Origin of the sequence: Bradyrhizobium sp. AZCC 1678, from assembly GCF_036924765.1 — a bacterium.
Taxonomy (GTDB): Bacteria; Pseudomonadota; Alphaproteobacteria; order Rhizobiales; family Xanthobacteraceae; genus Bradyrhizobium; species Bradyrhizobium algeriense.
Map to the genome: position 1 here is coordinate 7,459,905 of NZ_JAZHSE010000001.1, position 25,590 is coordinate 7,485,494.

Below are 25,590 nucleotides of genomic sequence, written 5' to 3' on the forward strand. Positions count from 1 at the left end.
AGCCCGGATTTACCACCAGCGCCGCGGCCAGGGCTGCCGGCGCACTCCGCGGTGCCAGACGTAGCAGAACGCGGTCAAAAGCAGCGCGCCGGCAAGCACCGGCGCCAGCAGGAACGTCGAGGGCAGATTGCCTGATACCACCAGCAGCGGGTTGATGCCGGCCGGCGGGTGAAACGTCCCGGTCACGTACATCGCCAGAATGGCAAGGCCGACGGCGGCGGCCGCGGCCCAGGCCTGCGGCCCGGTCAGCTTCAGTACGGCAAGCCCGACCAGCGCCGATATCAGATGACCGCCGATCAGGGCGCGCGGTTGCGCCGGCTCGACGTCCGGCGAGCCGATCACCAGCACGATCGAGGTGGCGAACGGGATAACCGCGAGCGGATAATGCGCGGCGAACGAGAACAATTCCATGACGCCGATGGCGATCGCGCCGCCGAGGCCAGCGATCGCGCCCGCCACGACGCTGCGGTGATCGTTGCGGGAGATCGCTTGCCGCACTACGCGCCGCCAATCCCGTTTCATCCGCGCCACCCAAAAGAGAAGGGGCGGCAGATCGCTCTGCCGCCCCCTCGTCTTCGACAGGAAGATCTTACTTCAGGTTGGTCATCGCGGTCAGGTCAGCCGAGAGCTTGACGATACCGGCCGCGCCGCACCAGTTCGAACCGACGCCCGACGGATTGATCGGGGTCACGAACGTGCCGAGGTTGGTCCCGTTGATATTGCCACGGGCCGAGAAGTCGCTGGTGAAGGCGTTGCAATCACCCTTCGACAGGTTGGTGTCGGAATAGCGGAAGTCCAGCGTGAACACCTTGTAGGTGAAGCCGACACCGATGTTCCAGGTATTGTAGTCGGCGTAGTTGATGCCATTCGGGAACAGCGCGGTGCCGTAGAACGAGTCCGAGGTGCCCAGCCACTGGCGGCCGAATTCACCCGACACGTACATGCCGATGCCGCTGGCGCCAAACCAGGTGCTCGGCGCGATCGCCTTGCCGACGATCGAGGCGTAGGTGCCCTCGGCGCCGCTGTTAAGGAAGCTCGGCGTATAGTAGACGTTGCCGCCCAGCGAGAAGTTGTCGTTGAAGGTGTAGTTCACCTTGCCGTAGACTTCGAAGAAGCTGACGTCCTTTTTCAGAACGTTGCTGTTTACTAGCGCGTTCTGCAGACATTCGGCGCTAAGCGGAACGCCGGCGGCATCAGTCGTCCCACCATTAAATGCGTTGACTGCGCCGTATTGGCAGGTGCCGCCCGGATACAGATAGCCCCAGGCACCGACGTCGAAGGCGAACTGGCCGACCGTCAGGCGGGCGCCGCCGTAGGCGTCGACTTCAGCCGCCGCGCGGTTCGGGAACGAGATGCTCGCTCCGCCCAGACCGACATAGAGCTGGAAGTCCTTGGTGACGTTGTAGCGCGGCTCGAAATAGACGTTGACCGACGGCTTGTGGTTGGACTGGGTGATGCCGCGGAAGATGTAATCGTTGGTGATGCCGCCGCCGAAGGCGAAATCCCAGGGATCGAAGGCCGGCGGCGGCGGCGCCTTGACGGCCTTTACCCGCAGATCCGCAGCGAGAGCCGAACCCGATACCATTGCCAGCGCCGTTGCTAACAAAACCAGTTTCTTCATGACGATCCCCATCCACCCTTCTTGACAGTCCCGTTCCGGCCCCCCAGGGCAAACGACAACCGACTGCGGCCAAATGTCTTAACGTGGTCACACAGTGGTCTGCGGCATCATGATCGTGAAGCAAAAAAGGCAAGCATGTGCCGCCTTTTTAGGCGCTTTGACCATTTCGATAAATCTTCTCCGCGTGTGTTGCATTCTCACAACAATTTTTAGGGTTTCGTGCTGTCAGGGCGACATGCGGAACTGAAAAAAAGCAGCAGCGGCGAAATATCGGAGGACGCCTTTTTGCGAATCAACCTTCCCATGAAAATACGGCTCCGGTCGCTCGGGACACCTCACCAAACAGCCCGCACGAAAAAGGCCGCAGCGCTGGACGCTGCGGCCTCTAGAAACGTTATTCCAGCAGGCGACCGTCTAGTTGTGGTCGCCGCCGTTGGACGAGCCGGACCCCCATGAGGGTGCGGACGGCTCCGGGGTGGCCCAGCTCGGTGCAGGCGCGGGTTCCGGCTCTGGCGCGGCCATCGCGGGCTCCGCCTTGGGCGCGGCGGGCTTGGCAGCCGCCTTCTTTTTCTTCGCCGGGCTCTTCTTTGCAGCCTTCTTCGGTGCGGCAGCCTTTGACTTCTTGGCGGCCTTCTTGGCGGATTTCTTTGCGCCCTTCTTGGCAGCCTTCTTCGCCGATTTCTTCGCGGCCTTCCTTGACGCCTTCTTGGCGGACTTCTTTTTCGCCACTACGGCCTTCTTGGCCTTCTTAGCCTTCTTGCCCTTCTTACTCTTCTTCGCCATCTGGTCCTCCTGTTGCCGCTGTCCATGTCTGTCGAGCGCTTCGAATAGTCCGTGGGCCAGACCGGGACGACACTTCTTCGAAGTGCCCTCCTACTCTATCCCCTGTCCGGGCGCGATCTCCGGGCAAACGCTTCGCGTCTGTCCCGAGGAAACCGGATGCCGATCCCGCCATCCACACGCGGGGGGCAGACGTTCCGGATCTTGCCCGTAGGCCGATCGATCAATTCAATCCCTGGCCGATCGATCCAGGCTTTGGACCTCCTGTCGCCCAATCGAGAAGCTCAATCGTGTGCACCACAGGAACTGATGTACCGCCGGCAATCTGAACCATGCATCCAATATTGCCTGCAGCGATCATGTCCGGTTTGACTGTCGCAATATTGGCGATCTTCCGATCGCGCAATCTGCTCGCAATGTCGGGCTGGAGAATGTTGTAGGTCCCCGCCGAACCGCAACACAAATGGCTCTCGGGCACATCTTTCACCACGAATCCATTCTTGGAAAGCAATTCTTTCGGAAGGCCTGTGATTTTCTGCCCATGTTGCAGCGAACAGGCGGAGTGATAGGCGATTGTGACGTCGCCTTTTTGTGTCGTTGGCGCGAGTTGAATGCCGCCGAGAAACTCCGTGATATCCTTTGCCAGCGCGGAGATTTGCGCTGCGGGGCTAGCGAAATCGCGGTCCTCGCGCAGCATGAAACCATAGTCCTTGATGACCGTGCCGCAGCCCGATGCCGTGATCAGGATGGCGTCGAGGCCGCCTTGTTCCGCCTCCTTTTTCCACACGTTGATGTTGGCGCGGGCCCGCGCCAGCGCGTCGCCGTCCTGCCCGAGGTGATGGGTGAGCGCGCCGCAGCATTGCTCGTCCTTGACCAGGACGACTTCGATGCCATGGCGCGTCAGGAGACTGATGGCGGCCTGGTTGATGCGTGGCGCCAGCACCTGCTGGGCGCAGCCCTGCAGCAGCGCGACCCGTCCGCGTCGCTCGCCGATGGCCGGAAAGACGCTGCCGCCCGAGGGTCCCGGCGCCGGGAGGCCGTTCGGCGCGAGCGCCAGCATCGCCTTGATCCGCCGCAACAGGCCGGGTGTCGCGGCCGCATTTGACGCCGGCAGCAGGGCCGCAAACGGCCGGGCGAGCCGCGCCATGATCATGCTGGCGCGAAACAGCTTTGGCCGCGGCAGCACCAGCGCCAGCACCGCGCGCAAGGCCCGCTCGGCCAGCGGCCGCGAATAGTCCCTCTCGATCCGGACCCGCGCCTGATCGACCAGGTGCATGTAGTGCACGCCCGACGGACAGGTCGTCATGCAGGCAAGGCAGGACAGGCAGCGGTCGATATGCTTGACCACCTCCGCTGTCGGCGGCTTGTCCTTTTCCAGCATCTCCTTGATCAGGTAGATGCGCCCGCGCGGGCTATCGAGCTCGTCGCCGAGCAGCACATAGGTCGGACAGGTCGCGGTGCAGAAGCCGCAATGCACGCAGGCGCGCAGGATCTTGTCGGCTTCGGCGATATCAGGATTGGCGAGCTGGGCGAGCGAGAATTCGGTTTTCATGTCGCTGTCATCAGCAGCATACGGCCGCGGTTGAGGATGATCTTGGGATCGAAACTGTTGCGCACGCGCTGGCTTAGCGCGGCGAGGCCGCCGGCCTGCGGATGGAAGACGTCGACATTTCGCCTGGTCTCTTCGGGCGCCCGGAGCAGCGAGGCGTGGCCGCCGGCCGCCTCGACGCGCTGACGCACCAAAGCCGCCCGTGCGTCCGGCTTGGGTGGCAATGCCGCCCAGATCAGGCCGCCGCCCCAGTCGTAGATCACATCGCCCCCGCTATCGCGCGCCAGAGCCTGGCCGAGCGCGCCGCCGGAAGCCGGCGGACAGACGATCCGCCACACCGGCCAGGCGCCGAGTGCGCCGCTGGCGGCAAAGGGTTCGACGTCGCGGATGGCGCCCCACGCCGCCGCCGAGGCCGCATCCTGCAGCGTTTCCACAGACCCGAACGGCGACAGCGTCTTGGCCAGTGAACCGGCGCGATCCGCGACCGAGGCTGCGATGCCTTCGAGCCGCAGCAGCGTCGCCGCCCGCCCCTGCGCCGCCAAACCCGCGAGCGCGCCGGTCGCGGGCCGGAATGCCGAGTTCGGCAGGTGCGCCGCGCCCGAGACGTCGTAAGGCGAGCCCAGCGCCGTGGTCATCGCCCGGTTCGCGGTCACGTCGTCCAGCCCGGCCAGCACCAGCGTGCGCTCGCTCTCGGGCTTGGGCATCACCTTCAGCGTCACTTCCGTCATGACCGCCAGCGTGCCCCACGACCCCGCCAGCAGCTTGCAGAGATCGTAGCCGGTGACGTTCTTCACCACCCTGCCCCCGGTCTTAAAACTGTCGCCGAAGCCGGACACCGCATGCGCGCCGAGCAGATGATCCCGCGCGCCGCCGGCCTTAATACGGCGGGGACCGGCGAGCCCCGCCCCGATCATGCCGCCGATGGTGCCGTTGCCGGGCACGCCCAGCAGCGCGGAAGTGTCGATCGGCTCGAAGGCGAATTGCTGGTTCTTGGAATCGATCAGCGACTGCACGTCGGCGAGCGGGGCACCCGCCTGCACCGTGATGATCAACTCGTTCGGCTCGTAGGCGGAGACCGCGTTCAGGCCTGAGAGGTCGAGCACGGCATTGGTCGCCATAGGATGGCCGATCAGCCGCCTGGTGCCATGGCCAATGATCTCCAGGGGCTGGTCGCTGGCGATCGCCGCCCGCACCACCTGCTCGACGTCCCTGGCGTCACGTACTTTTAGGGTATCCACGGCGTTACGCCTGCCCGTTGCCGTCATCGTCCGCGAAAACGGACGATCCAGTACTCGCAGCGGCCGGCGATAGATTTCGGCGGCGCGGCGTACTGGATACCCCGCCTTCGCGGGGTATGACGATTGAAAAATCGGAGAAGGCCATCATCAAAATCTCGGAATATCCGGAAACGCGAGCTTGCCCCCGTGCACATGCATGCGGCCGAGCTCGGCGCAGCGGTGCAGCGTCGGGAACACTTTTCCGGGGTTGAGCAGACCCTGCGCGTCGAACGCACATTTCAGGCGCTGCTGCTGGTTGAGGTCTACTTCCGAAAACATCTCGCCCATCAGGTCGCGCTTCTCGATGCCGACGCCGTGCTCGCCGGTGAGCACGCCGCCGAACTCGACGCAGGCACGCAGGATGTCGGCGCCGAAGGCTTCCGCCCGCTCGATCTCCCCGGGCTGGTTGGCATCGTAGAGAATCAAAGGATGCAGATTGCCGTCGCCGGCGTGAAACACGTTGGCGACGCGCAGATCATATTTGGCCGAGAGGTCGCGGATGCGCGCGAGCGCCTTCGGCAGCGCGCCGCGCGGAATGGTTCCGTCCATGCAGAGATAGTCGGGCGAGATCCGGCCCACTGCCGGGAATGCCGCCTTGCGGCCGGCCCAGAACAAATTGCGCTCGGCCTCGCTGGTGGAGATCTGGCAGGTCGTCGAGCCGCAGGCTTGCGCGATCGCCTCGACCCGCTTGATCAACTCGTCGACCTCGACGCTCGGACCGTCGAGTTCGATGATCAAAAGCGCCTCGACGTCGAGCGGATAGCCGGCATGGACGAAGGCTTCGGCGGCGTGGATCGCGGGCTTGTCCATCATCTCCATGCCGCCTGGAATGATGCCGGCGCCGATGATGGCAGCCACGCATTCGCCGGCGGCCTCGACCTCGGCGAAACCCACCATCAGGGCGCGGGCCGTCTCCGGTTTCTGCAGGATCCGCACCGTGATCTCGGTGATGACGCCGAGCAACCCTTCCGAACCGGTGATGATGCCCATCAGGTCGTAGCCTGAGTTCTCCGCCGCCTTGCCGCCGATCCGCAGGATCTCGCCGGACATCAGCACGATCTCGCAGCCCAGCACGTTGTTGGTGGTCATGCCGTATTTCAGGCAATGCACCCCGCCGGAATTCTCCGCGACATTGCCGCCGATCGAACAGGCGATCTGCGATGACGGATCGGGCGCATAATAGAATCCGGCATGCGCCACCGCCTGGCTGATGGCGAGGTTGGTGACGCCGGGCTCGGTCACCACCACGCGGTTGTCGAAATCGATCTCGCGGATGCGCTTGAACTTGCCGAGCCCCAGCAGCACGCCGTCGGCCAGCGGCAGCGCGCCGCCTGAGAGCGATGTGCCGGAGCCGCGTGGCACTACCTTGATGCCCTGCTCGAAGCAGTATTTCAGGACTTTGGAGACCTGTTCCGTCGTGTCCGGCAGCACCACAACCATCGGCGGCTGCCGGTACGCCATCAGGCCGTCGGACTCGTAGGGCAGCATTTCGGCCGCGCTGTCGATCACGCCCTCGCCCGGCACGATCGCGCGCAAGGCTGTGACGATGGCGTCACGGCGATCCAGGACCGCCTGATCGGAAGCCGGCATCATGATGGCCATGCGTATCCTCAAAGCCTCGCGAATGAATTTGTGATGCCAAATCAAGCACGTCTACCAAGGTTTGGGTAGGCCATCCGAAAGTTGGATTGCCGTCCCTCCGAACGATGAGTTCTCTCTGGGACAAGCCGGCCATGGGCAAAACTGTCAAAGTTTCGTGGCTTGTCCAATTCAAGCGGTCCTGCCACAAGAAATCCGCCTCTCTACCCGGGAAGAAACAAAGAGCACCACATGAAAACATCGACTTTGAGCGCGCTGGTTGTCGTTACCTCTTTGGCCACAGCAACGGGCGCGCTGGCGCAGGACGCTGCCGCCGGCAAGTCCTCGTTCAACAAATGCCTGGCCTGCCACGCAATCGGCGAAGGCGCCAAGAACAAGGTCGGCCCGGTGCTGAACGGGCTCGACGGCCGCAAGTCCGGCACCGTCGAGGGCTATAATTATTCCGACGCCAACAAGAATTCCGGCATCACCTGGAACAAGGACGTGTTCCTCGAATATATCAAGGACCCGAAGGCGAAGATTCCCGCCACCAAGATGGTGTTCGCCGGCATCAAGAACGAGAAAGAGGCCGGCGATCTCTGGGCCTATGTCTCCTCGTTCGACAAGGACGGCAAGACGAAGTGAGAGCTGTTTCTTCACCCTCCCCTGGAGGGGTCCGAGACGAGCGGAGCTCGCTCGTGGGTCGGCTCACATGGAGCGCAGCGAAATGTGAGACGGGGTGGGGTGATCTCTCCACTCGGTCACTGTTGGGTGTGGAGAGACCGTCACCCCACCCCGCCGCTACGCGGTGACCCTCCCCCTCCAGGGGAGGGTGAGACGACGCCCGAGTTCGCCCGTTCAAGCCAGCGTGTGCACGATCACCGGTCCGGCCATCGCGGTGGCCGGCCCGGTCAACAGCGGCGCCAGATCGTGCTCGATCCATGCCAGCGCGCGCTTGTTGGATTCTTCGGCGGCCGCAAAGTTGTTGAACAGGCTGATCGCGATCACCGTGTCGTCGGGCGCATAGACCACGTAATAAGCCATGAATCCCTCGACCCCGCTGATGACGGGAATCGCGCCTTCCTTGATCCTGCGCGTGAGCTCTTCGGCCTTGCCGGCCTTGGCCTTGCCCTGACGAATGGCGGCGTACATGGCGCTCTCCCTCGAAGGTCGGCTGCCCGATATCGCGACTCTTAAGGTTCATCCACGGCGGGACGAGCAGCGGAATCCCGCGCACAGCGATCGTACCCCATCCGGAGCCGTCAGGCCACGCGCGGCGTCACCGTCGCCTCTGATCGCGCAAAAGCGCGTCGATAGAACCGGGCTCCCGCACCCGTCAATCGGCCGCCGCTGCCGCCCTCGGCGTCATCGCGCTCATCATCGCCTCCACCTCTGCGATCGCGAGATCGGGCGCCGCTTGCTGAACCATGTGGCCGACGCCGGGCAGCACGATCAGCTTTGCATTCGGCGCAGCGGCAGCGAGCGGTCGCGAATGGATGCGGGTCGAGACCGTCTTGTCGGATTCATCGCCCGTGATGATCGTGATCGGCGCCGTGATCTCGGCATAGCGCGGCGCTTGCTCGGCCACAGCCGCCTTTAACGTCACGAAGTCACGCGCATTGGCGATGAATTCGCGCGGCCGCAGCAGCAGCGGCGTCGCAGTGTCCCTGACAAAGTCGTCCGGCATGGTCTGCGGCAGGAACACGACGCGCGCGCCGCGTTCGGCCAGCAAATGGCCGAGCGGCAGCGTGATTGTATAGGCGAGCAGCGGGCCGATCACCGGCGTCGCGATGATCTTGTTGTATCGCCCGACGCCGCCCGGCCAGGGATAGGCGACCGGCGCCAGCATCACGAGACCCGCCACAGTTTGCGGCTCATCCAGCGCCATGCGCAGGCCGAGGGCGCCCGCCCAGGAATGCACGACGAAGATCGCCTGGCCAACGCCGAGCTTTGCCAAAGCCTCCCCGATCATCCGGCCCTGAATTTCGGGCGTCGAATCCTCCAGCCGGAGGCGGGTGCTCCAGCCATGCCCGGGACGGTCGATCAGGATCACGCGGTGCTTTCTGGCAAGCCGTTCCCCGACCGGCCGCCGCATCACCTCAAGATTGGAACTCGCGCCATGCAGCATCACGATCGGCGGGCCGGCCGCATCGCGCGGGCCGAGATCGAGGATGTGGAGGGCGCCGCCCGCCACCTCAACTATCCTGCCCCGAGCCGGATGGGCCCGTTCGCTGAGAAAAACGCCGACTTGCGTGACCAGCGCCAGCAGCGCCGCCAGCGCCGCCACTACTATCACTACCGCCATCGAGAATTTCCGGCTGATTTTCTGCACCGGCGAGCTACGGCCCGGATCGGTTGCGGGTTTCGGGATTGTCCACAGGGCCTCGAACCTGTGGATAGCGGGGTCATACTGCTGTCATCGGCAAATTTGTACAGTGACGCTGACACTTTCGCCATGTGTGCGCGTGCCTGATTAGGGGGTAGCCGGGCGCCTGCATTGTACCCAACATCCACAGGAACAAGGGCGCTCACTACAAATTGTTCCAGCGTATCATCGGAGGATGCCCCATGATTTCCGACGCAAGCGAAGCCGCCATCGATCAGATCGTAGCGAGTTGCAATGGCGACATCCGCGGCGCACTCAAGGCCCTGCTACGGGTAAACGAGCAACTCGAGGCGGAATTGGCGCAATTCTACGCGGCCGTAGGCCTCGACGGCATGGCCCGCGGCAGCAACGCGATACATTAACGCGGTACATGAGAGCCTTTTGGGTCGACGCGTTTTCCTGACGCGAAACGGCTGGAAAAACGCTCTAGTTGGATTTGTCCTCGTCACCCGGCGTCTTTGCGGGCGGTTCTTCCACCGCCGGGCACTGGCTGATGGTCGAACGGGCGAGCTTGGCGTCGTCGATCGACCTGTAGGGTCCGGATCCAAACCAGATATTTCCGCCGACCTGGGCGATGATGACGGGATTGCTGGTGACAATCTCGCATTTGGCGGTGGCACGGTTGCCGACCACCCAATAGCCGCTTTGCGCCAAAGCGCAGGTTCCGGTCGCAACGGTCATTGCGCTGGCCAGCGGCAATGATTTCACGGCTCGCTCCTGTCACGCAGTCAGCCGATAATACGCGTTAGCGACGCGCTGTTCCTGCCTGACATAAATCGTCAGGGATCAGGGTTAACCGCGAAACATCAGATATCGCGGCCTTCGACCTTTTCGGTGAGGGTCTTGACTAATTCCGGCACCTTTTCGAGATGCGGATTGACGGCCAGCGCCTTGCGAAACGCCTCGAGCGCGCGCCTTTCGTCGCCGAGGTCCTGCATGATCATGCCAAGGCCCGCCAGCGCGCCGAAATGCCGGGGCTCGCGAATCAGCACCTGCCGGATGTCCTCCAGCGAATGGGTATAATCGTTCTTCAGGTAATGCAGCGTCGCCCGCCGGTTCCATGCCTCGACATAGTCGGGACGCAGCTTGATGACGGCATCGAGCAGCTTCAGCGCGACGTCGACCTTCTGCGCTTCCATCGCGGCCTTGGCGCGCAGCATCAACAGCGCAGCCGTGTCGCTCGGGGTCTGCAGCCACAGCGCCCAGATCCGCGCCTCGACATGCTTGGCGCTGGCTTCATCAGGGGCGGCCTTCAGCGCGCCGAACAGGAAATCCAGCCCGCGGGTGCGATCGGCCCCGACCTTGGGAAGCTTGCTCGGCGCTTCCGGCAATTTCTTCTGGGCTTTCGGCGGGGGAATGACCCTGGGGTCATCCTGGGCAAAAGCGGCCACCGGCACGGCTGTCATGACAGCGGCGAGGACCACGATCCGGCAGTTACGGGCACCCGGGAATCTTAAAATCATAGGCCAAGTCTAGACGCGCAAAATCGCGCCGCAAAGCGGTACGTCGTCAAAGACCTGTGAAACGAGGAAGAAAAAGCCGACTCAGCGCCCAAGGCTTTGCCATGGCGGCTTACCCTTGGCGGCTTAGCCCTGGCGGGCCTTGAAGCGGCGCTGCACCTTGTTGATCACGTACACCCGGCCCTTGCGGCGGACCAGACGGTTGTTGCGGTGGCGACCACGCAGCGATTTCAACGAGTTACGGACCTTCATGGGACAATCCTGATGCTTTGAAAGGCCGTGTTGAAGGCCGAACCTGAGCTACCCGAAAGTGGCAAAATGGGATTTATCCCGAAAGCGGCCAACCGCCCGGGACGGGGCGGTTTCTAAGCCATGGCGGGACCGGATGTCAATCCGAATGGGCCCGTTTTCGGGCCCATCTGTCCCGTTCCGGCCCTAACGCCGGGTGGGTTGATACTTGTCCGTAGAACTCTTCGGAATCACTGGCAAAACAGATCGCGCGGGAATTCGACCAGGGCCTCGCCGGTGGCGACCTTTTCGCCCGCCTGGTTCTTCACCACCACGTCGATCAAAACCCAGCGGGATTTTTCAGTCGTCTGCTTGGCCTTGATGATCCCCGTGGGCTGGATGGTATCGCCGGGCCGGACCGGCTTGACCCACCGCGTCTCCAACCGCCGGTGGACCGCGCCGGCGGGGCAGGCCCAATCGGTGAGCATTCGGGAGATCAGCCCGAAATTGTTCATGCCGTGCATGATGATGCCCCCGAAATTGGTCTTGCCGAAATTGCCCTTCATGTAGTCGTCGTCGAGATGCAGCGGGTTGTAGTCGAGCGAGGCATCGCAGAACAGGCGGATCGATTCGCGTGAGACCGCGAATTTCGGGCCGTCGATGACGTCGCCGGCGGAGAGATTGTCGAACGTAGCAGTCATTGATCGCTCCCCTCTCACATCGGCCGAATCGTCCAGCCGCGGCCGGAACAGATTACATCGCCACGCTGGTTGAAGAACACGTTGTCGTGCACCACGAACAGCCGCTCGCGCTTGATGAACTTGTCGAGGGCACGGGCCTGCAAGGTGATGACGTCATTGGGCCGCGCCGGAATGTTTGTAGCTCCAGGACTGCCCGGCATTGACGGTGCCGGGCGAGCGCATCCAGTCGTCGGCCGGCGTGCAGGAGAACATCAGGAGGATATGGATCGAGGGCGGCGCGATCAGCCCGCCATAGCGGGTGGTCCTGGCATAGGCCTCGTCGAAATAGATCGGGTGATCCTCGCCGACGGATTTGCAGTAGAGCTCGATGGCTTCCTTGGTCAGCGTGTAGGGAATGGTCTTGCGCGGCTCGCCCGGGACGATGTCGTCCCAGACCTTTCGCAAATTGGCGTCTTTCCAGAAATCGGTCTCGAAGGCCTCGGCCTGGGACATCTTGCGCTCCCTTATTTTCCGGCTTTTGTTTCTGCCGCCTTGCGGAATTCGTTATATAGTATAATCAATTTTCCAGACCCAAAAATCAAGCCGGCGGGAAACCCAGATGCCCAAGCTCAAACTGCCCGATATCGAGAAAGTCGTCGCGATCGACATCCACACCCACGCGGAAGAGCCCTGCGGCATGCACGGCGACGACGGCTACGACGATTTCCAGGAGCGCATGGCGGACTATTTCAAGTCGCCGCACAAGCATCCGCCGACCGTGCCGGAGACCGCGGCCTATTACCGCTCCAAGAACATCGCGGCCGTGATCTTCCCGGTCGACGCCGAGCGCGAGACCGGTTTCCGCCGTTACAACAATTACGAGATGCTGGAAGTCGCGTCCGATAATCTCGATGTCCTGATCCCCTTCGTCTCGATCGATCCGCACAAGGGCAAGCTTGGTGTGCGCGAGGCGAGGAAGCTGATGGAGCAATACGGCGTCCGCGGCTTCAAATTCCACCCGACCATGCAGGGCTTCTATGCCAACGACCGCATGGCCTATCCGCTGTACGAGGCGATCAATGACGGCGGCGCGATCGCGCTGTTCCACACCGGGCAGACCGGCGTCGGCTCGGGCATGCCCGGCGGCATGGGAATGCGCTTAAAATATTCCAACCCGATGTATATGGACGATGTGGCGGCGGATTTCCCCGACCTCAAGATCATCCTCGCGCATCCTTCCTTCCCCTGGCAGGAAGAGGCGCTGTCGGTCGCGACCCACAAGCCGAACGTCTATATCGACCTCTCCGGCTGGTCGCCGAAATATTTTCCGCCGATTCTGGTGCGCTACATCAACTCCATTTTGCAGGACAAGATGCTGTTCGGCTCGGACTGGCCGGTGATTACGCCGGACCGCTGGCTGGCGGATTTCGCCAAGCTCGACATCCGGGAGGAAATCAGGCCGAAGGTGCTGAAGGCCAACGCAAGGAAGATTTTGGGTATATAAAGCGACGTCCGTCTCGAGCTTTTGAGCTAGAGGCCATCGTGTTCGGTGCCGGCGGCACGCCCTGCGACATCCAGCCGATCGCCGCCGTCGCCGAGGATGCGCCATTGGCCCGAGTGGCGGGTTGGCAGCTCACGATGTATTTATTGCCGCCGACAACCCATCAACTGATTATCAGTGTGCGTTGTCGCACGGCGATCGATACGGTGCGCGTGCAGTCCGGATCGGCCACGCCCGCGGAGGATCATCGACATGCTCTCACGAAACACGATAGTTGCAGGAATATTGGTCGCGATGTCGTCGTCACAAGCGTTCGCCGACAGCGGCCTGGTCACGAAGCAGAGCAAACACACAGTTCAGGAAACCATCGAAAAGTTCGAAGCAGCCATCAAGTCGAAAACTCCAGGCGGATGGATGATCTTCGGCCGGATCGATCACGCCTCCGCGGCAAAGGAAGCCGGGTTGGAAATGCGGCCGCGAACGGTCGTCATCTTCGGTAATCCGAAGGCTGGAACGCCGCCGATGATGAAGGGCGCGACGCTCGCGATCGACCTCCCGATGAAAGCGCTGGTTTGGCAGGACGACCAGGACAAGGTCTGGCTGACTTATAACTCGAGCGAGTACGGTGCGAAGCAAATTTTTCCCCGTCACGGCCTCAATGTGCCAGATGACGCAGCCAAGATGCTTGAAAAATTCCTTGCAGATGCCAGCGACCAGGCCACGCAATGAGTATTGAGGTATCGGGCCTTGCCAAGGCTCATCCAAGAGCTGAAGGAAATTCGGCGAGGACACCGATCCTGATTGCCAGTGTGTACCGGAACCTGGCGTACTGACCGCGTTACCTTGCGCTGGTGCGGACCGTGCTGGCTCCGCCGCAGGCGGACGGCAGCTTGAGCGCGCTGACGCGCGCGGCACGTGCGTTGAGTCTGCCCACGGCAAATACGTGCGCCCCGCCTTATCCCCGGCCCTCCGCCGGACACGCTGGATGTGGCGCTTGCATCGTGCCGGCTGCTCGTCGACATCCGATCGCTCGCATAACGGGTATCTGCGCCATCGTCCGGCGTGCTACACTCGAATAAACCCGTCCCCATATTTGAAGTGTGCTCATGACCATCAAAGCCGTTGTGTTCGACGCCTATGGCACGCTCTACGACGTCCAGTCGGTGGCTGACGTCACCGAAGACGCGTTTCCCGGCTATGGCGAAATCATCACCCAGGTCTGGCGCATCAAGCAGCTCGAATACACCTGGCTGCGCTCGCTGATGCAACGCTATCAGGACTTCTCCGAGGTGACACGCGACTCGCTGGCTTACACGCTCGGCAGCCTCGGGCTGCAATATGACGACGACACTTTTGCGCGCATCGTCGACAAATATCTGCATCTCGAACTCTATCCGGATGCGCTTGCGGCGCTTTCGGCGATGAAGGACCGCAAGCTCGCGATCCTGTCCAACGGCAGCCCCGGCATGCTCAACGCGCTGGTGCAGAGCAGCGGGCTCGACCGCGTGCTCGATGCGGTCATCAGCGTGGACGCGAAAAAGATCTTCAAGCCAAGCCCCGAAGCGTACATGCTGATCGAGGAGGTGCTGCACGTGCCGCCCGCCGAGGTGCTGTTCATATCAGCCAATCCGTGGGACGCCTGCGGCGCCAAGGCGTTCGGGCTCAACGTCGCCTGGATCGAGCGGGTGACGCCGGAAGCGATGGCGCTGGCTTGCCTCGAAAGCGAGACGCTGCCACCATTGACGATGTTTTGGGCGTTGCGTACCCAGATGGATGAACTCGGCGTCGTGCCCGATCACCGCATCCACGGCCTCGCCGAGCTCCCCGCCCTGGTGTCTGCCCAAAGGTCCTGAAATGAGTCTTGAGTCCGTCCGCGCCTTCTTCGCAGAAAAGGCGCCCGATATCTCCGTGATCGAATCCAGCATGAGCTCCGCCACCGTGGCACTGGCCGCCGAGGCCTATGGCGTCGAGCCGGCGCGGATCGCAAAAACGCTGAGCTTGCGCGTCGGCGACCGCGTGGTGCTGATCGTAGCCGCCGGCACGTCGCGGATGGACAACAAGAAGGTGAAGGCGCTGTTCGGGGGAAAGCCGAAGATGCTCGGCCTTGAGGAAGTCGCCGAAATCACCGGCCATGAAGTCGGCGGCGTCTGCCCGTTCGGATTGAAGACACCGCTGCCGGTCTATTGCGACGTGTCGCTGAAGGCGTTCGACGTCGTGGTGCCGGCAGCGGGCTCGACCCATAGCGCGGTGCGGATTACGCCCGCACGCATGGCCGAACTGACGGCGGCTGAATGGGTCGACGTCTGCGAACTCAGGGCCGAGCGCGAAGCTGTGACCTAATTGTCTTCCTCATAATAGGGCGGAGGCTGCATCGGCCGCGGCCGTACTGCCTGCGGCTGCCCCGGCTGCGGGGCACGGGCACGTGGCGCGTTTTGCTGCAGTCCGCGTGGCGCCGGCGGATGCTGCGCATCGGCCTGCGATTCGAAGACCGCGCGGCAATTGCTGGAGAGCTGCGGCGTGTTCTGCCGCAAGCAGGCCACGATCCGGCTGACATCCGGGATCTGGTCGCCGCAGAGCCGCCAGACGTCGGGCGTGCAGGCCATCTGCTGTTCCCAGGTTCCGCGGTATTCCTGCGACGACGCGGGAGCGATCACGCCAGTTCCGCCGATCGCGATAGCGAGGCCGAGGACAATCCGCTGCGTTTGCATGGATCAGGTCCTTTCTCTTCGATTTTCAAGTTGGCGCGGAACTCCGCGCGGCGGCGGCGTTCAGCCTGTCGAATGAATGCGGCCACGCCACGTTAGTGAGAACAAAAAAATGTGAAGCAGGTTCCCTACTCCACCTTGCCAATCTTCTTCACCGCCGCGACCAGTCGCGCGCTGTCTTCCGCGACGAACTTTGCAAATTCCGGCGCGTCCAGATAGGCAACGGGGCTGCCGGCGGTCTCGAAGGTCTTCACCACCTCCGGCGCCTTCGCCGCTTGCGCCATCGCTTCGCGCAGCCGTGTCATGATCGGCGCCGGCAAGGCTACTTGCGCGAACAATCCAGCCCAGATGTAGAACTCGACATCCTTGTAACCGAGTTCGCGAAAGGTCGGCAGGTCGGGGAAACTCTTGACGCGCTCGGCGCCCCAGTTGGCGAGCACGCGCATCTTGCCGTCATCGACCTGCTGCTTCAGCGTGCCCGGCGCTGACGCCATCGCCTGCACGGTGCCGCCCAACAGCGCGGCCAGCGCGGGGCCTGCGCCGCGGAACGGCACGTGCAGCAGCTTGATGCCGGCACTCGCCGCGAACATTTCCATCGCCACATGCAGCGTGCCGTACGGACCGGACGAGCCATATGGAATCTGCCCGGGACGTTTTTTGGCGTCGTCGACAAAATCCTGCAGCGTCTTCCACGGCGCCGAAGCCGGCACGGCGAGCAACGTGGGATCGGCGAGCACGCGCGCGATCGGCGCGAACTGCGAGACTTCGTACGCCACCGGCCGATCGAACAGCCGGTCGGCTTCCGGCAGCACGGCCAGCGAGGACAGCGTCATCAGCAGCGTGTGGCCATCGGGCTCGGCGCGCGCCGCCGCCGCATTGCCGACCGACCCGCCACCACCGCCGGCGCGGTTGTCGACGATCACGGGCTTGCCGAGGATCCGCTCCAGCGCCTGCGCGACGGGGCGCGCCGCCAGATCAGCCTGGCCGCCCGGCGGGAACGGCACGATCATGGTGACGTTGCGCGAGGGGTATGGGGTTTGTGCGAAGGCGGTGTTGGAGAGTGCGGTCTGCGCCAGCGGCAATGCGGCGGCGGCCTTCAGGAGTTCGCGGCGGTTCATGGTGGTTTCTCCCCGGCATTTGTTTTCGTTGTTGAGGACAGCCTAACCTGAAGCTAGCGACGTTGCGATAGCCGGACGCTTCACCCTCCCCTGGAGGGGGAGGGTCGCCGCGTAGCGGCGGGGTGGGGTGACGGTCTCTCCACGTCTAACAGTGCCCGAGCGGAGAGATCACCCCACCCCGCCTCACATTTCGCTTTGCTCAATGTGAGTCGACCCTCCCCCTCCAGGGGAGGGTGAAGAAGACCTCGCCTCGCCGTTACTACCGCTTCTTCGCCTTGGAAAAATGCTTCGCCAAAAATTCCGCCAGCACTTCGACGCGCGCGGGCCGCGGGCCGCCGGGCGGGGTGACCAGATGCACGGCGCCTTCCGGCTGGTGCCAGCCTTTCAGGATCACTTCGACTTCACCCGACGCAATCGCGTCGCCGACGATGAAGTCCGGCAGGTCGGCGATGCCGAGGCCGGCGATGACGGACGGCAACAGCGCCTCGCCATTGTTGACGCGGAGCTGGCCCGCGGGCCGGACGCTGGCCTGCTCGCCTGATGCGTTGGTGTAGTGCCAGACGCCGGGTGTCGAGAGATAGGCGTAGCCGAAGCATTTATGCTGGGCGAGATGCATCGGATGCGTCGGCCTGCCGTGGCGCTTCAAGTATGACGGCGCCGCCACCGTGTAGCGCGGCATCGCGCAGAGCCGCCGCGCGATCAGGGAGGAATCCGGCAGCCGCGCGATGCGCAGGCCGGCATCAAAACCCTCGCCGATCAGGTCCACCGTTGCGTCGCTCAGGTGCAGATCGATCGAGACTTCCGGGTAAGCCGCGAGAAAATCCGGCAAGATCGGCGCCACAGCTTTGACCCCGAACGTCATCGGCACCGCGAGCCGCACCAGCCCGCGCGGCGCCATCGATTGCGACAACGCCTCGTTCTCGGCGTCCTCGCCATCGGCGAGCAGGCGTGCCGCGCGCTCGGCCAGCTTTTGCCCGGCATCGGTCAGCGCCAGCCGCCGCGAAGTGCGGTTGAACAGCCGCGCGCCGAGCCGCTGCTCCAGCCGGCTGACCGCCTTGGACACCGTGGCCTTGGACAGCGCCAGTTCGGTGGCGGCCGACGCAAACGACCGTAACTCCACGACTTTTGCGAAAATCGCGAGCGCTTCGAAATCCGGGAGCTTTGACATTCGGATCGTCTCCAAGCTCATTTTTGGAAACAATGAATTTCAATAGTTTCTATTTCTATACCACGCCGGGCGGCATATCCAATGGCCATCGGAATTCAAGCAACGGAGAAATCCCATGACCAAGAAGCTCTCAGGCAAGGTAGCCCTCGTCACCGGCGGTTCGCGCGGCATCGGCGCGGCTTCTGCCCGCGCCCTCGCCGCAGAAGGCGCCAACGTCGCGATCAGTTATGTCGCCTCCCCCGACAAGGCGGAAGCCGTCGTCGCCGAACTGAAGGCCAAGGGCGTCAACGCCCGCGCCTACAAGGCCGACCAGGCCTCCTCCGTCGACGTCGACCAACTGGTCAAGAAGGTCGCCAAGGATTTCGGCCGGCTCGACATCCTCGTCAACAATGCGGGCGTTACCGTCGGCGGCGCGGTCGACGATCCCAACGCCGATACCGCGGCATTGGCTCGGCAGAGCGCCGTGAATGTCGATGGCGTCATCACCGCGATCCGCGCGGCGGCGAAGCTGATGGGCAAAGGCGGCCGCATCGTCACGATCGGCTCCGATATCGCGACCCGCGCCTCGTTCCCCGGCCTCGCCGATTACGCCGCCACCAAGGCTGCCGTTGTCGGCTACACCAAGGGCGCAGCGCGCGACCTCGGTCCCCGCGGCATCACGGTCAACGTGCTGCAGCCGGGCTCGATCGACACCGACATGAACCCGGATGACGACCGCGACTTCGCCGACCTCCAGCGCAAGCAGCACGCGCTACAGCGTTTTGGCAAGCCGGAAGAAATCGCCGCCGGCGTGCTGTTCCTCGCGAGTCCCGAAGCCTCGTTCGTGACCGGCACAGTGCTCAACGTCGATGGCGGCTTCGGCGCGTAACTCAAATCCAGCGAGGCCGGGCGCATGCCGCGCGGCCGCTTAGTTCAAAAAACTTGCAACGAAGGAATATCCCATGATCGAACTCAGACCATTTGCAAAACTCGGCAGCGCCGACCACGGCTGGCTGAAGGCAAAACATCACTTCTCGTTCGGCAGCCACTACGACCCTGATAATATGGGCCACGGCTCCTTGCGGGTGTGGAACGATGACGAGATCGCGCCGAACACCGGCTTTCCCGCCCATCCCCACGCCAACATGGAAATCATCACCTATGTCCGTGAAGGCGCGATCACGCACCAGGACTCGCTCGGCAACAAGGGCCGCACTGAAGCCGGCGACGTGCAGGTGATGAGCGCCGGAAGCGGCATTCGTCATTCCGAATACAATCTGGAACCTACGAAGACGAAGATCTTCCAGATCTGGATCGAGCCGACGACGCGGGGCGGCCAGCCGACCTGGGGCGCAAAACCGTTTCCGAAGTCGGATCGCTCCGGCAAGCTCGTCACCATCGCCAGCGGCATTGAAGGCGACAAGGACGCGCTGCCGATCCGGGCCGACGCGCGGGTGCTCGCCACCACGCTGAAGGCCGGCGAGAGCGCTGAATACGCTCCGCACAAGGCGCGTCACCTCTATCTGGTGCCGGCGGCCGGCAGCGTCGAAGTCAACGGCGTGCGCGTCAATGCTCGTGACGGCGCCGCGATCCGCAACGAGGCGAAGTTGACGATTACCGCGCTGGAAGATTCCGAACTGGTGCTGGTCGACGCGGCGTAGCGCTGCTCGTCATGCCCGGGCTTGACCCGGGCATCCATCCTCTTCGGAAGAGTCCTTGTGAAGATTGATGGATTGCCGGGTCAAGCCCGGCAATGACACCTCAATAATCAACACGTCCCCCGTACAAACCAAAGGAAAGCCATCATGGCCAAAGTACTCGTGCTCTATTATTCCGCCTACGGTCACATCGAGGCGATGGCGAATGCCGTCGCCGAAGGCGCGCGCAAGGCCGGCGCCACCGTCGACATCAAGCGCGTGCCGGAGCTGGTGCCCGAAGCGGTCGCCAAGGCGTCGTATTACAAGCTCGATCAGGCTGCCCCCATAGCCAAGATCGAGGATCTCGCCAATTACGACGCGATCGTCATCGGCACCGGCACGCGCTTTGGCCGGATGGCGTCGCAGATGGCGAACTTCCTCGACCAGGCCGGCGGCCTCTGGGTCAAGGGCGCACTGCACGGCAAGGTCGGCGGCGCCTTTACTTCAACGGCGACCCAGCACGGCGGACAGGAAACCACGCTGTTCTCGATCATCACCAACCTGCTGCACTTCGGCATGACCATCGTCGGCCTGAACTACGGCTTTGCCGGCCAGATGAAGCTCGACGAAGTCACCGGCGGCGCGCCCTATGGCGCCACCACGATCACCGGCGGCGACGGCAGCCGCCAGCCGAGCGAAAACGAACTCGCCGGCGCGCGTTATCAAGGACGCGTGATCGCGGAGACCGCCAGCAAGCTGCATGGCTGATGCGACGTGGGCGGCATTCTCATTCGGGAATGCCGCCCTATGTCGTCCCTCATGGGACGACTGAAACAATGATGGTCGAAATTCTTTTTATCGCTCAACTGGCGCGACGGCCGCTGCAGGCCATGGCGCGACGCTGGTGGTGCAGTAGCCTCTACCGCGCCTCGCGCGGACAGCGGCGCTGCCGTGAATGCACGAAATCGTGAGCCACTGGTTTTAAGGCCCCCGTGGATTCGTGCTACGCGTTCCGGGGCAGGCACGCACAAGGTTCTGGCATGAGCAGTAATTCACAGACCCCGTGGCCGGAACTGCCGATCGCGGCGTGGCGCGACACCTGTGCGACGCTGCAGCTCTGGACTCAGATCGTCGGCAAGATCCGGCTGGCCAAATCGCCCTGGCTCAATCATTCCTGGCATGTGACGCTCTACGTCACGGCGCGCGGATTGACGACGTCCCCGATGCCCGACGGCGCGCGAACGTTCCAGATCGATTTCGATTTCATCGACCATCGCTTGCGCATCTCGACCAGCGACGGCACGCAGCGGCACCTTGCGCTGCCGGATCACTCCGTCGCCAGCTTCTACGCCGCCGTCATGGCGGCGCTTGCCGAACTCGGCATTGCCGTTGCGATCGACGAGATGCCGAACGAATTGCCCGATCCGATAAAATTCTCCGAAGACACCGCGCACGCCTCCTACGATCCCGACGCCGTCGGGCGCTTCCTGCAAATCCTCGTCAACTGCGACCGCATCTTCAAGCAATTCCGCACCGGCTTTCTCGGCAAGGCAAGCCCGGTGCATTTCTTCTGGGGCAGTTTCGATCTCGCGGTGACGCGCTTCTCGGGCCGTCGCGCGCCGCGCCATCCCGGCGGCGTGCCGCATTTACCCGATGCGGTCGCCCACGAAGCCTATTCGCATGAAGTGAGCAGCGCCGGCTTCTGGCCAGGCGGCGGCGCGATCGATTATCCCGCGTTCTATTCCTATGCCTATCCCGAGCCATCAGGCTTCCGCGCGGCGAGGGTGCGGCCGGACGCGGCGCTCTTCAGCGAAGCGCTCGGCGAATTCATTCTGCCCTACGACGCGGTACGAACGGCGGCCGATCCTGACAAGGCGCTGCTCGATTTCCTGCAAAGCACCTATGAGGCCGCAGCGATCGCAGCGAAGTGGGATCGCGACGCGCTGGAATGCGATCCGGGCAAGCCGAGCGTGGTGCGGCAGGTTTGATGCTGCGCAGGGTGAGCAAAGCGCAGCGTGCCCACCATCTTCGGCTTGCGGAAAACATGGTGGGCACGGCGCAAACGCGCCTTTGCCCACCCTGTACGGATCCGTCACCTAGTGCCGCGATTCCGGCTTCACAATGGTCTGGCGAACCTGGGCGCCGCAGTCGGCGCACTCATAGGTGAAGTCGATCTTCGCCATGCTCCAATGCGGCTCGACGTCACGCACATACATCGGAATTCCGACGCAGCTCGGACAGATGACAAAGGCGGGTTCGGTATCGTCGTGATGATGGATATAGGCTGGCATGTCGGCTCTCCCCAAGAAGACACCCAAGAAGGCATTCACCAGTAATCCCTGACCCGAAGCGAATCATACGCCTCTGGCGTGCAGGCGATCATGAACTCTCGCGAACACAGGCAGAACGTCCACATAATCCTGATATGTGTGGCATATTTGCACAACCGTGGCCGCGCCGTTCCGGCGCGTCAATTCTCTTCGCGTGACAGCGGCTTACCGCGCGCGCGTCTCAGCCAGGCGTCGAGCCGCGGATGGTTACGCACTGCGCGCACCATATGGTCGCGCTGTGCGGAGGGCCATCCGCGCCAGCTCAAGGCGGCGCTGATGTCGATCAAGGACAGGGGCGTCACGCCGAAGCGGCGCTTGTACGCGTAATTGCCGACGGAGAAGTCGAACTCGCGCACGCCGTCCTTGTGAAGGGCAGCCATGGTGCGCTCGATGATCAGCCGGCCCGGCGAACAGTTCGACCATTTCTCGCCGGCGTTGCTGATGCGGACCATCACGTAGCGTGAGCCGGTCCTGATGCCGACCAACGTCGCCACGATCTCGTCGCCGGCGGCCGTGAGCACCGAGACCAGCGCATAACCATTGCCGACACCATCGCGCACCAGGTTGCGGTAAAACGCCGCGCAGGTCTCGTCATTGAGGACGTAGTTCCGCCCGAGGCTCTTCATCCGCGCGCCTTGCTGAACCTCGGTGGTCGCGAGAATCCGCAGCGCTTCACTGATATCGGTGACGATCGCAAAGGAAGCGGCGGGATCGCGCGTGAAGACGCGCCAGCTCCGTTGCAGCTCTGTGCGCACGGCTTTTTGCAGCGTGTAGCGCCAGGCGTCGTAATCCTCGCCGGTGGTGACGAGATTGCCGTTGAGCAAGCACGGACCGCCGGTATCGAGCAAGGCGAGCGGATTGGGCCTGCCATCGAGATCGATGGGCACCTTGCGAAGGCGGATGAGATCGGCCGCCTCAGGCATGCGGCGCAGCGCCGACAGCAGGCTGCGCCACAGCGCGCGCATCGCTTTGGCATCACGCGGCGCGGCGCTGCCCAAGATCGGCGCGTTGTAGTCGGTCAGATTGAGATCGGCGAATTCGACCGTTGTGATCTTGTCTTGTCGGCAGCGGATCAGCGGCAGCAGCATCGCCGGCTCATGGGTCGATGCATCGGTGACAACAGCGATCAAAGGCGCCACGCCCTCGGTACCGTCGAAAGCGGCGTACCACGCGTCATACCACTGCGGATGCTGGAACGGCGTCGACGGGCTGATGTCGTGCCAGCGCGCGAGGGCCTGTTGCCAGTTGCGCAGCAATTCGACGCGGAATCCGGCCGCACGGCTTTTCGGCCGCGCCGCCAATTGCCCCGCACTGGTCGTCAGCACCGTCATCGGCGTTGCGATCTATGCCGCCTTCGGCAGATCGACGATCTTGCCGGGCTCAGTGGCGTCGAGGCGGAAATCGATCGCGCGACGGGCATTGCGCTCGCGCTTGACCCACTTGCTGTCGCGCACGAGTTTTTGCAGCACCTTCTTGGCGAAGAACGACGGCCCGCGCAGATTGCTGGTCTTCGGCGTATAGCCGAAGCGATGACGCAGCAGGCCGTTGGCGAGGTGCACGATCTGGGCGCGGCGGATCTCGTCGTTGCCGTAGGATACCGTCATGGAGATATTGACGGTGCCGAGATTCTCGACGCGGTGCGGCGCGTTCAGCGGCCAGTTCAGCATCTGGCCGGGTTCGAGATCAAACACCTGCGCATGGGCGTCGTACCAGGGCGCGTAAGGCAGGTCGACCTCGACGTCGAACAGCGCGATGTCCTCGAGGTGTTGCGGCTTGATGAAGGGCGCGGTGTTTGGATAGACGTAGACCCGCTTGCGACCGGCAATCTGGATCAGGCCCTGCCCCGGCAGATCGGCATGATAATAGACCTGCGCGTCCGGCGAGGAGATCAGAATGCCGGCCTGGTGGTTCGGAACCACGAACCCCGGAACCTTGGCCGCGATCTCCTCGAACATCCGGTCGACCGGCTTGCGGTAACGGCTATCGACCGCGCCGACATCGCGCATGTTGAGCCAGAGCCCGCCCCGGGAAATCGCTTCGATGACCTGCCGGCCGGAGAGGTTGCCGATATCGCCCTCGCGCCACACGCGGCTGGATCCCCTGGCGCCCGTCTTGACCAGACTGTAATGCTCGCGCGGATAGCTCTCGATCAGCTGCGCGAGTTCGTCCATCGAGAACGCCGGCGACTTGTGCATCTCGTGCTCGAGCCGGATCGGCTGGTGGTTCCAAAGCTCGGAATGGGTCTCATCCCATCTGCTGAAGATCTTGCCTGTCATCGCCGCGCTCCTGCTGACTTCCGTTGCCTGCGCCGTATTCCGGCTGTCCCGAAATCGCGCCCTGCCGCCATTGCCGTCACCGCCCGATGTCCCGTAATGAGACGGCCGGACGCTCTTCATGGTCGAATTGGCAAGAACGGTGCCGGACGGACGCTGCCGCTTACGGGAAGCTAATGTCTGGGATGTATGGCTAACGCCGACCGCTCCTGGAAACCCGCCGCACGATGACTGGAGAAACCCGATATCGGGCGCTGTTTCTCGGCGCAGGGCCGCAGATGCATTGCGGCGTCGGCCAGTTCACCCGCCTGTTGCAGGAGACGATCGAAAAGCTCGAGCCCGGCACCAGCGCGACATTAACGCTAACGCGCAGTGAAGGCTCGCTTGCCGAGATCTGGCGCGCGGTCGGCGCGACGCAAAGCGTGGTCTGCAACTTCCCGATCGTGGCCTGGAAGCGCGTGATGTTCACGCCGCTTCTGGCAATGGCGATTGCCCGGCTGCGCCGGCGCAAGGTCGTCCTGATCCAGCACGAATGGACCGGGCTGCATTGGCTGCGCCGCATCACCTACATGCCGGCGCTGCTGCTTGCCGACACCATCGTCATGTTCTCGCCGCTGGTGCGGCGTGAGCTGGCGGACGATCCCCTGCTCGGCCGGACCGCCAGAAAGAGCGTGCTTGCGCCGCTGCCGCCGAACATCGAAGCCCCTGTGGGAATTGAAGATTCGAAATTGCGGCACCGCCTCATCGCCGCGAAGCGCGACGGACGGCTGCTGATTGGTCACTTTGGATCGATCTATCCGGGCAAGCAGCCCAATGCGCTGCTCGAGATCGGCGCGATCCTGAAGCAGCGCGGGCTCAAGCCGCTGATCGTCTACATCGGCTCCTTCATTCGCGGCGTCGACAAGGTCGAGCAGGAGTTTCATGCTCGCGCCAGAGAACTTGGCATCGCCGACGATGTGATCGTCTCCGGCTTCGTCGCCTCCGATCACGAGGTGTTCGGCCTGTTCAGCGAGATCGACGCATTCTGCTACCCGCTAGATGAGGGGCTCACGGCGCGACGCTCCAGCATTCTCACCTGCGTGCAGTCCGGCCGTCCACTGATCGTCGCAGGTCCCGCGCTGCCGGAGGAATTCGACCACCATCCGCGCTTCAAGGAATTGATCGCGCGTGGCGCCGTCGTGCTGGTCGCGCGCGGCGCTGATAACGAGACCTATGCCGACCGGATCGCCTCGGTAGTCAAACGGCCGCCGGTACACTGGCCGTTCGATTTCGACGGCTGGTGGAAGGATATCGCCGAAGCGGTGCGGGCGCAGCTCTGAA

Annotated in this window: 31 protein-coding genes; 11 read left to right on the plus strand and 20 right to left on the minus strand. The window is 63.3% G+C overall.

Features of this window, described 5'->3' with window-relative positions; translation table 11 throughout:
* Window positions 1-9: 9 nt before the first annotated feature.
* From V1294_RS35565 to V1294_RS35590, 6 genes are all read right to left on the minus strand, one after another.
* Entirely contained in the window at window positions 10-522 is a 513-nt protein-coding gene (locus tag V1294_RS35565) for an HPP family protein (protein ID WP_334503849.1), read from the minus strand.
* Window positions 523-589: 67 nt separating this feature from the next.
* Window positions 590-1,621: a TorF family putative porin gene (locus V1294_RS35570; protein WP_334503850.1), complete on the minus strand. Its 1,032-nt coding sequence runs from the start codon at window positions 1,619-1,621 to the stop codon at window positions 590-592.
* A gap of 414 nt (window positions 1,622-2,035) precedes the next feature.
* Window positions 2,036-2,404 carry a hypothetical protein gene (locus V1294_RS35575; RefSeq protein ID WP_334485314.1) on the minus strand — a complete coding sequence of 123 codons (369 nt, stop codon included), beginning with the start codon at window positions 2,402-2,404 and terminating at the stop codon, window positions 2,036-2,038.
* Between the two features lie 220 nt (window positions 2,405-2,624).
* Window positions 2,625-3,953, minus strand: a complete 1,329-nt coding sequence (gene glcF, locus V1294_RS35580; RefSeq protein WP_334503852.1) for a glycolate oxidase subunit GlcF — start codon at window positions 3,951-3,953, stop codon at window positions 2,625-2,627.
* The gene (locus tag V1294_RS35585) at window positions 3,950-5,188 is read right to left on the minus strand and encodes an FAD-binding protein (RefSeq protein WP_334503854.1); all 1,239 of its coding nucleotides are present in this window, start codon (window positions 5,186-5,188) and stop codon (window positions 3,950-3,952) included. Before V1294_RS35585 ends, glcF begins: the two co-directional genes overlap by 4 nt.
* A gap of 147 nt (window positions 5,189-5,335) precedes the next feature.
* Window positions 5,336-6,829, minus strand: coding sequence for an FAD-linked oxidase C-terminal domain-containing protein (locus tag V1294_RS35590; protein ID WP_334503856.1), 1,494 nt, complete (start codon window positions 6,827-6,829; stop codon window positions 5,336-5,338).
* 228 nt (window positions 6,830-7,057) lie between these two features.
* Between V1294_RS35590 and cycA the strand changes: the two genes are divergently transcribed.
* Window positions 7,058-7,450, plus strand: coding sequence for a cytochrome c-550 CycA (cycA, locus tag V1294_RS35595; RefSeq protein WP_334485322.1), 393 nt, complete (start codon window positions 7,058-7,060; stop codon window positions 7,448-7,450).
* Window positions 7,451-7,663: 213 nt separating this feature from the next.
* Here cycA and V1294_RS35600 read toward each other — a convergent pair whose 3' ends face one another.
* Window positions 7,664-7,957, minus strand: a complete 294-nt coding sequence (locus tag V1294_RS35600) for an antibiotic biosynthesis monooxygenase (RefSeq protein ID WP_108519923.1) — start codon at window positions 7,955-7,957, stop codon at window positions 7,664-7,666.
* A 184-nt stretch (window positions 7,958-8,141) separates the two neighbouring features.
* Window positions 8,142-9,110, minus strand: coding sequence for an alpha/beta fold hydrolase (locus tag V1294_RS35605; RefSeq protein WP_334503858.1), 969 nt, complete (start codon window positions 9,108-9,110; stop codon window positions 8,142-8,144).
* Window positions 9,111-9,373: 263 nt separating this feature from the next.
* Here V1294_RS35605 and V1294_RS35610 point away from each other — a divergent pair, with 263 nt between their 5' ends.
* Window positions 9,374-9,553, plus strand: coding sequence for a hypothetical protein (locus V1294_RS35610; RefSeq protein ID WP_108519921.1), 180 nt, complete (start codon window positions 9,374-9,376; stop codon window positions 9,551-9,553).
* A gap of 64 nt (window positions 9,554-9,617) precedes the next feature.
* Here the strand turns inward: V1294_RS35610 and V1294_RS35615 are convergent, their stop codons facing one another.
* The 6 genes from V1294_RS35615 to V1294_RS35640 all read right to left on the minus strand — a co-directional run bounded on the left by V1294_RS35615 (window position 9,618) and on the right by V1294_RS35640 (window position 12,072).
* Window positions 9,618-9,899, minus strand: a complete 282-nt coding sequence (locus V1294_RS35615; protein WP_442895409.1) for a hypothetical protein — start codon at window positions 9,897-9,899, stop codon at window positions 9,618-9,620.
* 98 nt (window positions 9,900-9,997) lie between these two features.
* Complete coding sequence (locus V1294_RS35620; RefSeq protein ID WP_417021287.1) at window positions 9,998-10,597, minus strand: tetratricopeptide repeat protein; 600 nt, start codon at window positions 10,595-10,597, stop codon at window positions 9,998-10,000.
* A 180-nt stretch (window positions 10,598-10,777) separates the two neighbouring features.
* Window positions 10,778-10,903 carry a type B 50S ribosomal protein L36 gene (gene ykgO, locus V1294_RS35625; protein ID WP_002718645.1) on the minus strand — a complete coding sequence of 42 codons (126 nt, stop codon included), beginning with the start codon at window positions 10,901-10,903 and terminating at the stop codon, window positions 10,778-10,780.
* A 227-nt stretch (window positions 10,904-11,130) separates the two neighbouring features.
* Entirely contained in the window at window positions 11,131-11,580 is a 450-nt protein-coding gene (locus V1294_RS35630) for a MaoC family dehydratase (RefSeq protein WP_108519918.1), read from the minus strand.
* Window positions 11,581-11,594: 14 nt separating this feature from the next.
* Entirely contained in the window at window positions 11,595-11,723 is a 129-nt protein-coding gene (locus tag V1294_RS35635) for a hypothetical protein (RefSeq protein ID WP_334503859.1), read from the minus strand.
* Between the two features lie 10 nt (window positions 11,724-11,733).
* Complete coding sequence (locus tag V1294_RS35640) at window positions 11,734-12,072, minus strand: FAS1-like dehydratase domain-containing protein (RefSeq protein ID WP_334503860.1); 339 nt, start codon at window positions 12,070-12,072, stop codon at window positions 11,734-11,736.
* Between the two features lie 106 nt (window positions 12,073-12,178).
* Here V1294_RS35640 and V1294_RS35645 point away from each other — a divergent pair, with 106 nt between their 5' ends.
* The 4 genes from V1294_RS35645 (at window position 12,179) to V1294_RS35660 (ending at window position 15,400) form a co-directional block, all read left to right on the plus strand.
* Window positions 12,179-13,063, plus strand: coding sequence for an amidohydrolase family protein (locus V1294_RS35645; RefSeq protein WP_334485334.1), 885 nt, complete (start codon window positions 12,179-12,181; stop codon window positions 13,061-13,063).
* Window positions 13,064-13,312: 249 nt separating this feature from the next.
* Window positions 13,313-13,789, plus strand: coding sequence for a DUF302 domain-containing protein (locus V1294_RS35650; RefSeq protein ID WP_334485336.1), 477 nt, complete (start codon window positions 13,313-13,315; stop codon window positions 13,787-13,789).
* A gap of 377 nt (window positions 13,790-14,166) precedes the next feature.
* Complete coding sequence (locus V1294_RS35655; RefSeq protein WP_334503862.1) at window positions 14,167-14,913, plus strand: haloacid dehalogenase type II; 747 nt, start codon at window positions 14,167-14,169, stop codon at window positions 14,911-14,913.
* Window position 14,914: 1 nt separating this feature from the next.
* Window positions 14,915-15,400, plus strand: a complete 486-nt coding sequence (locus tag V1294_RS35660) for a YbaK/EbsC family protein (protein WP_334503864.1) — start codon at window positions 14,915-14,917, stop codon at window positions 15,398-15,400.
* Here V1294_RS35660 and V1294_RS35665 read toward each other — a convergent pair.
* The 3 genes from V1294_RS35665 to V1294_RS35675 all read right to left on the minus strand — a co-directional run bounded on the left by V1294_RS35665 (window position 15,397) and on the right by V1294_RS35675 (window position 18,051).
* A complete protein-coding gene (locus V1294_RS35665; RefSeq protein ID WP_334485342.1) occupies window positions 15,397-15,768 on the minus strand; it encodes a hypothetical protein in 372 nt (123 codons plus the stop codon). The two genes, V1294_RS35660 and V1294_RS35665, sit on opposite strands and share 4 nt — an antisense overlap.
* A 125-nt stretch (window positions 15,769-15,893) precedes the next feature.
* Window positions 15,894-16,883 (minus strand): tripartite tricarboxylate transporter substrate binding protein, encoded by a 990-nt coding sequence (locus tag V1294_RS35670; RefSeq protein ID WP_334503865.1) that lies wholly within the window; start codon window positions 16,881-16,883, stop codon window positions 15,894-15,896.
* 259 nt (window positions 16,884-17,142) lie between these two features.
* Window positions 17,143-18,051 carry a LysR family transcriptional regulator gene (locus V1294_RS35675; RefSeq protein WP_334503866.1) on the minus strand — a complete coding sequence of 303 codons (909 nt, stop codon included), beginning with the start codon at window positions 18,049-18,051 and terminating at the stop codon, window positions 17,143-17,145.
* A gap of 115 nt (window positions 18,052-18,166) precedes the next feature.
* Between V1294_RS35675 and V1294_RS35680 the strand changes: the two genes are divergently transcribed.
* From V1294_RS35680 to V1294_RS35695, 4 genes are all read left to right on the plus strand, one after another.
* On the plus strand, window positions 18,167-18,919 hold the full coding sequence (locus V1294_RS35680) for an SDR family NAD(P)-dependent oxidoreductase (RefSeq protein WP_334503867.1): 753 nt from the start codon (window positions 18,167-18,169) through the stop codon (window positions 18,917-18,919).
* A 73-nt stretch (window positions 18,920-18,992) separates the two neighbouring features.
* Window positions 18,993-19,691 (plus strand): pirin family protein, encoded by a 699-nt coding sequence (locus tag V1294_RS35685; RefSeq protein ID WP_334503869.1) that lies wholly within the window; start codon window positions 18,993-18,995, stop codon window positions 19,689-19,691.
* A gap of 144 nt (window positions 19,692-19,835) precedes the next feature.
* A complete protein-coding gene (wrbA, locus tag V1294_RS35690; protein ID WP_334503871.1) occupies window positions 19,836-20,435 on the plus strand; it encodes an NAD(P)H:quinone oxidoreductase in 600 nt (199 codons plus the stop codon).
* A 272-nt stretch (window positions 20,436-20,707) separates the two neighbouring features.
* Complete coding sequence (locus V1294_RS35695; protein ID WP_334503873.1) at window positions 20,708-21,655, plus strand: DUF5996 family protein; 948 nt, start codon at window positions 20,708-20,710, stop codon at window positions 21,653-21,655.
* Between the two features lie 108 nt (window positions 21,656-21,763).
* Here V1294_RS35695 and V1294_RS35700 read toward each other — a convergent pair whose 3' ends face one another.
* The 3 genes from V1294_RS35700 to V1294_RS35710 form a co-directional block, all read right to left on the minus strand.
* Complete coding sequence (locus V1294_RS35700; RefSeq protein ID WP_334485354.1) at window positions 21,764-21,958, minus strand: hypothetical protein; 195 nt, start codon at window positions 21,956-21,958, stop codon at window positions 21,764-21,766.
* Between the two features lie 179 nt (window positions 21,959-22,137).
* Entirely contained in the window at window positions 22,138-23,328 is a 1,191-nt protein-coding gene (locus V1294_RS35705; RefSeq protein ID WP_334503875.1) for a GNAT family N-acetyltransferase, read from the minus strand.
* 12 nt (window positions 23,329-23,340) lie between these two features.
* Window positions 23,341-24,273, minus strand: coding sequence for a cupin-like domain-containing protein (locus tag V1294_RS35710; protein WP_334503877.1), 933 nt, complete (start codon window positions 24,271-24,273; stop codon window positions 23,341-23,343).
* A 224-nt stretch (window positions 24,274-24,497) separates the two neighbouring features.
* Between V1294_RS35710 and V1294_RS35715 the strand changes: the two genes are divergently transcribed.
* Complete coding sequence (locus V1294_RS35715) at window positions 24,498-25,589, plus strand: hypothetical protein (protein WP_334503878.1); 1,092 nt, start codon at window positions 24,498-24,500, stop codon at window positions 25,587-25,589.
* Window position 25,590 lies beyond the last annotated feature (1 nt).